This window comes from Microvirga sp. Mcv34, from assembly GCF_024519725.1.
GTDB lineage: Bacteria > Pseudomonadota > Alphaproteobacteria > Rhizobiales > Beijerinckiaceae > Microvirga.
This window is the reverse complement of record NZ_JALJRK010000125.1, coordinates 1-8837: the sequence shown is the minus strand read 5'-3', so window position 1 is coordinate 8837 and position 8837 is coordinate 1. Positions and strand designations below refer to the sequence as shown.

At 61.3% G+C, this 8837-nt stretch carries 13 protein-coding genes; 9 read left to right on the top strand and 4 right to left on the bottom strand.

Features of this window, described 5'->3' with window-relative positions:
- Window positions 1-1119: AAA family ATPase (locus tag OC446_RS27950; protein WP_262032212.1), on the top strand; the 1119-nt coding region annotated here is incomplete at its 5' end.
- A complete protein-coding gene (locus OC446_RS27945; RefSeq protein WP_262032211.1) occupies window positions 1116-1367 on the top strand; it encodes a hypothetical protein in 252 nt (83 codons plus the stop codon). The genes OC446_RS27950 and OC446_RS27945, both read left to right, overlap by 4 nt.
- Before the next feature lie 83 nt (window positions 1368-1450).
- On the opposite strand, the gene OC446_RS27940 is transcribed toward OC446_RS27945, so the two are convergent.
- A complete protein-coding gene (locus OC446_RS27940) occupies window positions 1451-1726 on the bottom strand; it encodes a hypothetical protein (protein WP_262032210.1) in 276 nt (91 codons plus the stop codon).
- Window positions 1727-1899: 173 nt separating this feature from the next.
- Window positions 1900-2310: a BA14K family protein gene (locus OC446_RS27935; protein WP_262032209.1), complete on the bottom strand. Its 411-nt coding sequence runs from the start codon at window positions 2308-2310 to the stop codon at window positions 1900-1902.
- Window positions 2311-2721: 411 nt separating this feature from the next.
- Between OC446_RS27935 and OC446_RS27930 the strand changes: the two genes are divergently transcribed.
- The 6 genes from OC446_RS27930 (at window position 2722) to OC446_RS27905 (ending at window position 7276) form a co-directional block, all read left to right on the top strand.
- Entirely contained in the window at window positions 2722-3234 is a 513-nt protein-coding gene (locus tag OC446_RS27930; protein ID WP_262032208.1) for an oxidoreductase, read from the top strand.
- Window positions 3231-3656, top strand: a complete 426-nt coding sequence (locus OC446_RS27925; protein ID WP_262032207.1) for a hypothetical protein — start codon at window positions 3231-3233, stop codon at window positions 3654-3656. Before OC446_RS27930 ends, OC446_RS27925 begins: the two co-directional genes overlap by 4 nt.
- 45 nt (window positions 3657-3701) lie before the next feature.
- On the top strand, window positions 3702-5375 hold the full coding sequence (locus tag OC446_RS27920) for a sensor histidine kinase (protein ID WP_262032206.1): 1674 nt from the start codon (window positions 3702-3704) through the stop codon (window positions 5373-5375).
- 13 nt (window positions 5376-5388) lie between these two features.
- Window positions 5389-6432: a response regulator gene (locus OC446_RS27915; RefSeq protein WP_262032205.1), complete on the top strand. Its 1044-nt coding sequence runs from the start codon at window positions 5389-5391 to the stop codon at window positions 6430-6432.
- 185 nt (window positions 6433-6617) lie between these two features.
- Window positions 6618-6980 carry a hypothetical protein gene (locus tag OC446_RS27910; RefSeq protein ID WP_262032204.1) on the top strand — a complete coding sequence of 121 codons (363 nt, stop codon included), beginning with the start codon at window positions 6618-6620 and terminating at the stop codon, window positions 6978-6980.
- A gap of 101 nt (window positions 6981-7081) precedes the next feature.
- Window positions 7082-7276 carry a hypothetical protein gene (locus OC446_RS27905; protein WP_262032203.1) on the top strand — a complete coding sequence of 65 codons (195 nt, stop codon included), beginning with the start codon at window positions 7082-7084 and terminating at the stop codon, window positions 7274-7276.
- On the opposite strand, the gene OC446_RS27900 is transcribed toward OC446_RS27905, so the two are convergent.
- Window positions 7273-7482 carry a DUF2842 domain-containing protein gene (locus OC446_RS27900; protein ID WP_114946820.1) on the bottom strand — a complete coding sequence of 70 codons (210 nt, stop codon included), beginning with the start codon at window positions 7480-7482 and terminating at the stop codon, window positions 7273-7275. The two genes, OC446_RS27905 and OC446_RS27900, sit on opposite strands and share 4 nt — an antisense overlap.
- Window positions 7483-7613: 131 nt before the next feature.
- On the opposite strand from OC446_RS27900, the gene OC446_RS27895 reads away from it, so the two are divergent.
- Window positions 7614-8684 carry a COX15/CtaA family protein gene (locus tag OC446_RS27895; protein WP_262032202.1) on the top strand — a complete coding sequence of 357 codons (1071 nt, stop codon included), beginning with the start codon at window positions 7614-7616 and terminating at the stop codon, window positions 8682-8684.
- A 53-nt stretch (window positions 8685-8737) separates the two neighbouring features.
- Here the strand turns inward: OC446_RS27895 and OC446_RS27890 are convergent.
- Window positions 8738-8837 (bottom strand): DUF1236 domain-containing protein (locus tag OC446_RS27890; RefSeq protein WP_262032213.1); only part of this gene is annotated, 100 nt, incomplete at its 5' end.

Below are 8837 nucleotides of genomic sequence, written 5' to 3'. Positions count from 1 at the left end.
ATCCCGCCCAAGACCGTCTCCAAGGACGACGCGGAGGTGCTCGCGCACCTGCAGGATACCCTGAAGCGTGTGGTCTACGGTCAGGATAAGGCCATCGAGGCGCTCTCCTCGGCGATCAAGCTGGCCCGTGCCGGCCTGCGCGACGCGGAGAAGCCGATCGGCTCCTACCTGTTCGCCGGCCCGACCGGCGTCGGCAAGACCGAGGTGGCCAAGCAGCTCGCCGCGTCGCTGGGCGTGGAGCTGCTGCGGTTCGACATGTCGGAATACATGGAGCGGCATACGGTCAGTCGCCTGATCGGCGCGCCTCCCGGCTATGTGGGCTTCGACCAAGGCGGTCTCCTGACCGACGGCATCGACCAGCACCCGCATTGCGTGCTCCTGCTCGACGAGATCGAGAAGGCCCATCCGGACCTGTTCAACATCCTGCTCCAGGTCATGGACCACGGGAAGCTGACGGATCACAACGGCAAGCAGGTCGATTTCCGTAACGTGATCATCATCATGACCACGAATGCGGGTGCCGCCGACATGGCCCGCCCGGCCTACGGCTTCACCCGCACCAAGCGGGAGGGTGATGATACGGATGCGATCAACAAGCTGTTCACGCCCGAGTTCCGCAATCGTCTCGATGCGGTCATCTCCTTCGCCCATCTTCCGAAGGAAGTGGTCCAGAAGGTGGTCGAGAAGTTCGTCATGCAGCTCGACGCGCAGCTGGCCGACCGCAACGTCTCGATCGAGCTCACCGACGAAGCCCGCGACTGGCTGGTCGAGCATGGCTATGACGAGGCCATGGGCGCCCGTCCGATGGGCCGGCTGATCCAGTCGACCATCAAGACGCCGCTGGCCGACGAAGTCCTCTTCGGTCGCCTGAAGAACGGCGGCGCGGTCAAGGTCGTGGTCAAGACGGACGAGATCGGCCTGGAAAGCCTCGGCTTCGAATATGTCGAAGGACCGGTGAAGCCGAAGCCCGAGAAGGACGTGACCAACGCGGCCAAGAAGAAGCCCAGGGCCAAGACGGCTTCTTCGAAGACGAAAAAGTCCGTGAAACCGAAGGGATCGGATGGTAATGGGGGCGGAGGTGTCCGCACCGTTCCGAAAGTTCCATTGGTTAGAGCATGACGAGTGAGATACACGAGGGACCCCTCGAGGCGTCCCGGACCCTGGACGCTCCGGCGAAGCTGTCGTGGCGCGAGAAGCGCTACCGCCGTCGTCGCCGGCGCGTCTGGTTCGAGGAGATCATGGGTTGGATCCTCGTGCCGGTGATCATTTTTGGTTGCTATTGGCTTCTGACCATCCTCCTGAACGCAGTCGGCACGTCGCCGGCTGCGATCATGGAAGGGATCGACGCGATCATCTCCAGCCTCTAAGGCTGGCTGGTCCTCATGGAAAGCTGCGGTCCTGAGGCACGCATCGACGCTTAGCCGCTTTTCGCACGGCTGAGCCGAGTGTTTCAGTCGTCGTTGGCCGAATTCAGCTGATCGGGCTTCAGGCCCTCATCAACCTCGTTGTCGTGCGCCCTGACGAGCCATTCCAACTGGTCCTGGACGAAATCCGGGTCGCTGTGGAAGCGCATGGCGCAGGCGACCAGGAAAATCGCGACCTCGGGCAGGTCCTCGTCGCCGAGATCGGGCAGGATCAGCTCAAGCTCCGTCATGTTGCCCGAGGTGAGGATAGCCGCTTCGGTGGGAGGGATGATGGTGCCGCTGCTGTCGAAGTCTTGAGCCATTGAGCTGATCCTATGCCTTTCCGGGAATTTCATGGAGGGAGGGAATTACCCTCGCAGATTTAAGGCGAGCACCGGCGAGGTAAAGCCTTTGCCCATCCCAGCGCGGAATTCAAAAGAAAAGCCCTGCCGCAGGATCTGAGGCAGGGCCGGTTCATTCAGCGCAGAGGCCGAGCTTACGGATAGGTGCAGACGTATCGCATGCCGTTCGTCGCCAGGAAGGTTCCCGTCGCCGGATCGTAGGAGCGGTACTTGCGCGCGCAGTAGGCCGCCATCTGCGGATCCACCGTGCCGGGAGGGGCGGGAGGGGCGGCCTGCGCCTGGTTGGCGAGTGCGCCCGCAATCAATGCGCCTGCCGCGACGCCTGCAACGCCGGCTGCGACGGCAGCGCCATTGCCTCCACGACGGTAGTAGTACCGGTCGTGGTAATAGGGACGATAGCCGCGCCTATAATACTGAGCATAGCTCTCATTCGGATAAGCCTGGTCGATCCGGGGCAGGGTGCGGGCCTGCATCGGGCTGGCAGCGGCAGGCAGTGCGGACAGGAGCACTGATGCCCCAACCAGGGCCGTTACAAAATTGCGCATATCAAACTCCTCGTTTGCGAAAGCTTCGGCAGAGGGCCTGCGGATAATCGGTGCGGAATATAGCCCCAGCGGTCAAGCTCGCACAATCCCGAACTTGGTCCGAGTTCCAGGGTCCCCCGTCACGTCGATCTTGGGTGCCGTGCTTCGGGAATTGGCGTCGAACGAGCGACTGCCAAAGGCTATACTTCCCCAATCGTTCTGAATGGCTAGATCCTATAGTCAAGGTGTAAGTGTGCTTCAAAATCTGTGCTGATGAAGTGCTGGTGGATGTCGATCCGAATATCCGGATTCGCTTCCGATGTGCCTCAAGGGGAGAGGGGGTGTTCTTTCTCGACAGCGGTACTGGATTTTTCGGAATAAATCGCCAATGATGTATGTGTTCTATTATAATCTCTCGCGGATTGGGCCTCCATGCACCGTCTCACGCTCCTTACGGCTGTGATTGCCCTGGCCGGTAGCTTGACGTTTTCGTATGCGGCCGAACCTTTGCCCGCGGCTAAGGGAGAGGTTTTGCTGACGGTGACTGGAGAGATCGATGTCACCAACGCGCCGGGACGGGCCGAATTCGATCGGGCGATGCTGGAAGCGCTCGGAAGGAAGAGTCTCACTGCCACCTTCGTCATCAGTGGCAAGACACATCTTTTCGAAGGGGTCTCGTTGCGCTCCGTCCTGGAGCGAGTGGGCGGCAAAGGGGCAACAGTTCGGGCATCGGCCTGGAACGACTACGAGGTGGATATTCCCTGGGATGACCTCAAGTACGATCCCCTGATCGCCATGTCGGCGGACGGTCAGATTTTGACGCTCCGCGACAAGGGGCCCTTGTGGATCGTCTACCCTCGGGACGATTACAGCGTCCTGCGGGATGATCTCCACGATTCCCGTTGGGTCTGGCAACTCAACCGGTTGCGTATCGCACGACCATGAGACTCACGTTTAAAAACTACAAGGCTGCACTGATCACCCTGGCCGCCATCGCGGTGCTGGCAGTCTCGCTCACGTTCACGGTCTGGCGCCTGCTCAATGTCGAAGAGGATCTTCGGCGGGAAGAGACGCACGCCAATCTCTGGCAGGTTTCCCAAACTCAGTTCGAAGCCTCGATCCTGGCTGAAAGCCTGGCCCGGGCGGCCGCGGGAGAGACTTTTGCCGATCGCGAACAGACACCGGAGTTCAGATTGGCGATCCTGATCAGCCGGATGGCCATTCTGATGGATGGACTCCAAGGGCAGGTCATCGAGAAGGTCGGAGCTCTTGGAAGCCTCAGGGACGCCTATCTGCAATTGACCTATGCGGAGCCGCTCCTCAAGGATCGCATCGATCCGCAGACGGCACAATTGTTGAGGGTGTAGGTTCGCGATCTCGCCTACCAGTTGAGAGATGTCGCCAACAAGGTCATGCTCCTGAACCGAGGCGAGATGGCGGAAAAGCGCTCGATGTATCTGCGCTACGTCTTCGAGAGCTTCGCCTTCATCGTCGGTATCGCTATGAGCACGGCATTTCTTCTGGTCCGCCTGTTCAAGGGCATGCAGGAGGCGACCCAGGCTCGCCAGCTTCTCAGGCAGGAACAGCAGCTTTCCGATCTCGTCATCAACAATATCAGTAACCAGGGCATCGTGATGTTCGATGCCGATCTCCGGTGCTTGCTCTGGAACCCGGGCATGGAGGACCTGCTGAACATCAAGCCCGATCAGGCCGTGGGGCAGCATATGTCGGATATCGATCCGATCTTTGCCCAGGAGGGCGTGATCGGCTCCCTAATCCACGCGACGGAGGGAATGAGTTCTATCTTCGAGAACGAGACATCCACCCCCGACGGGCAGGAGCGATGTCTGGAAATCAACTGCCTTCCCGTTTCCATGGCCGAGCGTAAGCTGGGCATCGCCTTCCTGCGCGACGTAACCGAGCAATGGCTCGCTCGCAAGCAGGCGGAGCGCCAGAATTTCGACCTGGAAATCAAGGTGCTCCAGCGGACGGCTGCCCTGCGCCAGGCCGAACGCCGCCTGATCGCGGCCATCAAGTCCGCGTCCGAAGGCTTCGCGGCCTTCGACTGGACGGGGAAGCTTCTCTTCGCCAATGAGCAGATCTGGGCTGCCGCGCCCGTATCCTTGTGGTGCAGTGAGGAAATGGGGCTGACCAGCTTCCTGCAGTGCTTCGCGATGTGCGAAGGCGCCGACACACGTCTCCTGAACGCGGAACCGCCGTTCGAGGAAATCGAGCTCGATCTCATGCTCAGGAAAGACACCTGGGCTCGTCTTTCGCTCACGAAGGCCGACGGTGCGACGATCTTCGTACGGCTGACGGACATCTCCGGCTACAAGCAGGTCGCGAGGGCCCTGGAATCGGCGCTTAGCCGAGAGCGTGAGACGACGAACGCCTATCGCAGCTTCGTATCCATGGTGTCTCATCAGTTCAGAACGCCACTCGCTATTCTGGATTCGAGCGCGCAGCGCATTCTGCGGCGTGGAGCCGCGCTGACGCAGGACGAACTGGTCACGCGCGTCCAGAAGATACGCAATGCCGGCACCCGACTGACGCGTCTCGTCGAGAGCGTCCTGAACGCGGCCAAGCTTGATGCCGGCACGATCGAGGTCAATCCGGCTTCCTGCAATCTCGTCGAGCTCGTCGTGGATATTTGCGAGCGGCAGCGCGAGGTCAGCGCGCAGGCCGATATCCGCTTCGATATTCCCGACATTCCTGTTACCGTCTATTGCGACGGCATGCTCATTGAGCAAGTCGTCGTCAATCTCCTGTCGAATGCCATCAAGTATTCAGGGGATACGCCTGTCGTCGAGATCAAAATCTGGATGGAGGGATCCCGCGCCTTCTGCTCCGTCAGAGACTGGGGAATCGGAATTCCTGCGGATGAATTGCCGAAGATCTTCGATCGATTCTACCGTGCCCGGACGGCATCGGGAATTGCCGGTACCGGAATTGGATTGAATTTCGCCCAAAGGATCATGCACTTGCATGGGGGAGAAATTCACGTCGAAAGCTATGAGGCGGCTGGATCCCTGTTTACTTTCGATCTGCCCATAGCAAATGCCGAACAAGCACAACAGGCTGCATGAGTGACCGACTCCGATGAAAGCTCAAAAAACGATACTTTGCGTCGAAGACGAAGACGATCTGAGGGGAGACATCGCGGAGGAACTGGAGGCCGCCGATTATCGTGTCCTCCAGGCTGCCAACGGCAGCGAGGCGCTCACCCTCCTCGAGAAGCATCGCCCGGATCTTGTCCTCTGTGACATTACCATGCCCGGCCTCGGCGGATACGACGTGCTCAAGGCGCTACGGGAGCAGGGTACGATGTCGGACGTCCCGTTCATCTTCCTGACGGCGCTCGCCGAGCGGAATGATGTCCTCACCGGCAAGCAGGCGGGGGCGGACGACTACCTTGTCAAGCCCATCGACTATGAGATCCTGCTGGCGACCGTCGCCGCTCGCCTCGATCAGGTCACGCGCGTTCAGACGAGTGCCGTCACGAGGGCCGAGGAATCGTGGCAGGAGATCCTGAAATCCTCCAAGGGACGAACGGTCGATGCCCTCTACAAGGCGACTTTCGCGTTCGACCGCTTTCTGGTCGGCGTGGTGATCGTCGACGAAACCGGCGCCATCCGCGTGATGAACAAGGAGGCGCAGCGGATCCTCGCGGAGGATGACGGTCTGGCTGCCGCGCAGGGCATCCTGAAAGGGTCTTCCGCCAAGCAGAACGGCAAGCTCTTTTCGGCCATCGCCAAGGCGTTCGAGGAAGAGACCCTGGACGAGATCGTCTCGTTTCCGCGCAATTCCGGCGGTCGGCCTTACCTCGTCCTGATCCAGGGACAACGCTTTTCCGCAGAAGAGCGCCCCGAAGCCGTGGTGCTGCTCGTCATCGACACGGAGCAGCGAGCCAAGGTCTCGGGCGACACGCTCGTGCGGCTCTATGGCTTGACGCCCTCGGAAACCCGGGTGGCCCTGATGCTGATCGACGGCAAGCGCCTCGAACAGATCGCCGAAGAACTCGACGTGGCCCAGACGACGGTGGTCTTCCACCTGAAGAACCTGTTCCGGAAGACGGACACCAACCGGCAGGCCGATCTCGTCCGTGTGCTGCTGTCGGTGCCGCTGCGCAGTGCCGGTGGGTGAACGGCATCTGAGGGATTCATAAACGCATGAGCGGAGGCGTTAAGCCTCTGCTCACCATTCCGGCGGAATTGTCCCAAGCCCAAGCTTCGCCACAATCCGTTCAGCTTTCAGAGAGGTTTGGGACAGTATATCTCATGACATGAAGAGGACGGCACGTGGCCTTCCTCCCGTCGTAGGTGATGATCATGAAGATCTTCCGACTTGTTTCCGGTACCGCTGCGGCCCTGGCGCTGGTGACCGGCCTTGCTGCCGCTCAACCGGCTGCAGCGCGTGATCGCCTGTCTCCCGGCGCCGCCGTGGCTCTGGGAGCTCTCGGGGGTCTTGCCGTAGGCGCCGTTGTTGGTTCGGCCGTTGCCCAGCCTCAGCCTCCGGTCGTTTACCGGGCTCCGCCGCCGCCGCCGCCGCGCGTCTACGTTGAGGAAGCGGCGCCGGTCTATTACGAGCGTCCCGTCCGCGAGGTCTATGTGGAGCGCTGCACGACCGAGCGTTACCGCGAGTGGGTTCCCGGCTGGGGTTGGGAGCACCGGACCCGCCGGATCTGCAATTGAGGTCCTGAGAGGCCCGCTTCCAGCGGGCCTTTTCTTTGTCCGTCAGGCAACCGGGATTCCGCCTCCGCGTTGATCGCATGAAGCCTCATGCGAGCTCAGCGATGACAGACACACCGAAAGATCAGGCCTCTTCCGACCACACCAAACTCAATCCCGGAGATCAGGCCGAGCCGGGCACTCCCGGAGCGGGTGAGAACATCTGTCCGGAATGCAAGGGCACCGGCCGCATTGGCGTCACGCCGTGCCCGATCTGCGGCGGCACGGGGACGATCATCGAGGGGATTGGCGGCGGTTAGGACTTGTCGGGCTTCGCCATCCAGCGGACCAGGGGCATGAGCGGAATAATCCAGATCAGGCCTAGCACGATGTAAGCCACGGTCTGGAGAAGCTTGGGTGCCTGGGTGATCCGGCCCTCCGCGACGGCCATCGCGAAAAGCGCATAGAAAATGATGAAGGCCAGCATCACCACTGTGCCGATCAGCTTGCGCAGGCGAATGCCCATGGCCGAAATCCTCAAATCATCGACGTCGCGTCGTAACGGTGCGTCACCGGCATGAATTGCCTCTCGAAGGCATAGCCTCTATGTGACGTCCGTATCCCGGGTTCAAGCCCTAATCGACGATGAGAGTGAGCATGGCTGTCGCAGCCTCCACCGAGGGCGTGCCGCTGGCGCGCGTGCCTCAAAGCCGATCCCTGTCCGCCGTTCGCATCTGGATCTACGGCCTCGCCGTCCTGGTGGTCCTGATGATCGCGGTGGGCGGCGCCACGCGCCTGACCGGCTCCGGCCTATCGATTACGGAATGGAGGCCCGTCACGGGCGCCATTCCGCCCCTGAGCGAGCAGGCTTGGCTGGCGGAGTTCGAGAAGTACAGGCAGATTTCCCAGTATGAACTCGTGAACAAGGGCATGACCCTATCGGAGTTCAAGTTCATCTATGCCTGGGAATGGGGCCATCGGCAGCTCGGCCGTCTGATCGGCATGATGTTCTTTCTCCCGCTCATCTGGTTCTGGGCCAGGGGAACGATCAAGGGCCGGCTCGCCCTGACCCTGCTCGGGATCGGCGCGTTGGGTGGGCTTCAGGGCGCCATCGGCTGGATCATGGTCGCCTCCGGCTTGGAGCCGGGCATGACCGCCGTGGCGCCGATCAAGCTTGCCCTGCATCTGACGGTGGCCAGCGTCATCCTGGCCTGCCTGGTCTGGGTAGCGTCCGGTCTGAAGGACCGTTCCGGCTCCATGGACCGGGAAGCACCGACCGGCTACGCGCCCCGCATCCTCGTCGGGCTGATCCTGTTCCAGATCGCACTTGGCGGTCTCGTGGCCGGATCGAAGGCCGGGCTCACCTACAACACCTGGCCCCTGATAGATGGAGCCCTCGTTCCGCCGGCCTCGGCCCTGTTCGTGGTCAAGCCTTGGATCGAGAACTTCGTCGACAACGTGCTGCTCGTCCAGTTCAACCACCGTCTCGTCGCCTACGCCATCGTGGCTTTCGCCTTGTGGCACGCTTGGCGAATTCGCCGCGACGCTCCGAACTCGCCGACCGCCGGCCGGGCGACAGGGATGGCCTTCCTGGCGCTGGCGCAGATGGTTCTCGGCATCGTCACGCTGCTGTTCGTGGTGCCGCTCTGGGCAGGCCTGGCACATCAGGTCTTCGCCATGGCCGTTCTTGCAATGGCGGTCGTCCATGCCCGGGTGAGCAAGGCATGACATGAGAAAGGGCGGCCCGAGGGGCCGCCCTGGAATTCGGTATCTGCCGGTTTTTAGCGGATGACCTGGACGATGCGATGGGTGCTCGGCTCGACGAGGACCGGGGTATCGTTCACGACAGTGTAGCGGTAGTTGCTCACGCCATACTCGGCC

Bases quoted from the DNA above. Each gene is read 5' to 3' on its own strand.
- OC446_RS27910 (WP_262032204.1), top strand. From the start codon at position 6,618: ATGAAGATCTTCCGACTTGTTTCCGGTACCGCTGCGGCCCTGGCGCTG.
- OC446_RS27930 (WP_262032208.1), top strand. From the start codon at position 2,722: ATGCACCGTCTCACGCTCCTTACGGCTGTGATTGCCCTGGCCGGTAGC.
- OC446_RS27940 (WP_262032210.1), bottom strand. From the start codon at position 1,726: ATGGCTCAAGACTTCGACAGCAGCGGCACCATCATCCCTCCCACCGAA.
- OC446_RS27925 (WP_262032207.1), top strand. From the start codon at position 3,231: ATGAGACTCACGTTTAAAAACTACAAGGCTGCACTGATCACCCTGGCC.
- OC446_RS27900 (WP_114946820.1), bottom strand. From the start codon at position 7,482: ATGGGCATTCGCCTGCGCAAGCTGATCGGCACAGTGGTGATGCTGGCC.
- OC446_RS27935 (WP_262032209.1), bottom strand. From the start codon at position 2,310: ATGCGCAATTTTGTAACGGCCCTGGTTGGGGCATCAGTGCTCCTGTCC.
- OC446_RS27920 (WP_262032206.1), top strand. From the start codon at position 3,702: ATGCTCCTGAACCGAGGCGAGATGGCGGAAAAGCGCTCGATGTATCTG.
- OC446_RS27945 (WP_262032211.1), top strand. From the start codon at position 1,116: ATGACGAGTGAGATACACGAGGGACCCCTCGAGGCGTCCCGGACCCTG.
- OC446_RS27915 (WP_262032205.1), top strand. From the start codon at position 5,389: ATGAAAGCTCAAAAAACGATACTTTGCGTCGAAGACGAAGACGATCTG.
- OC446_RS27895 (WP_262032202.1), top strand. From the start codon at position 7,614: ATGGCTGTCGCAGCCTCCACCGAGGGCGTGCCGCTGGCGCGCGTGCCT.
- OC446_RS27905 (WP_262032203.1), top strand. From the start codon at position 7,082: ATGACAGACACACCGAAAGATCAGGCCTCTTCCGACCACACCAAACTC.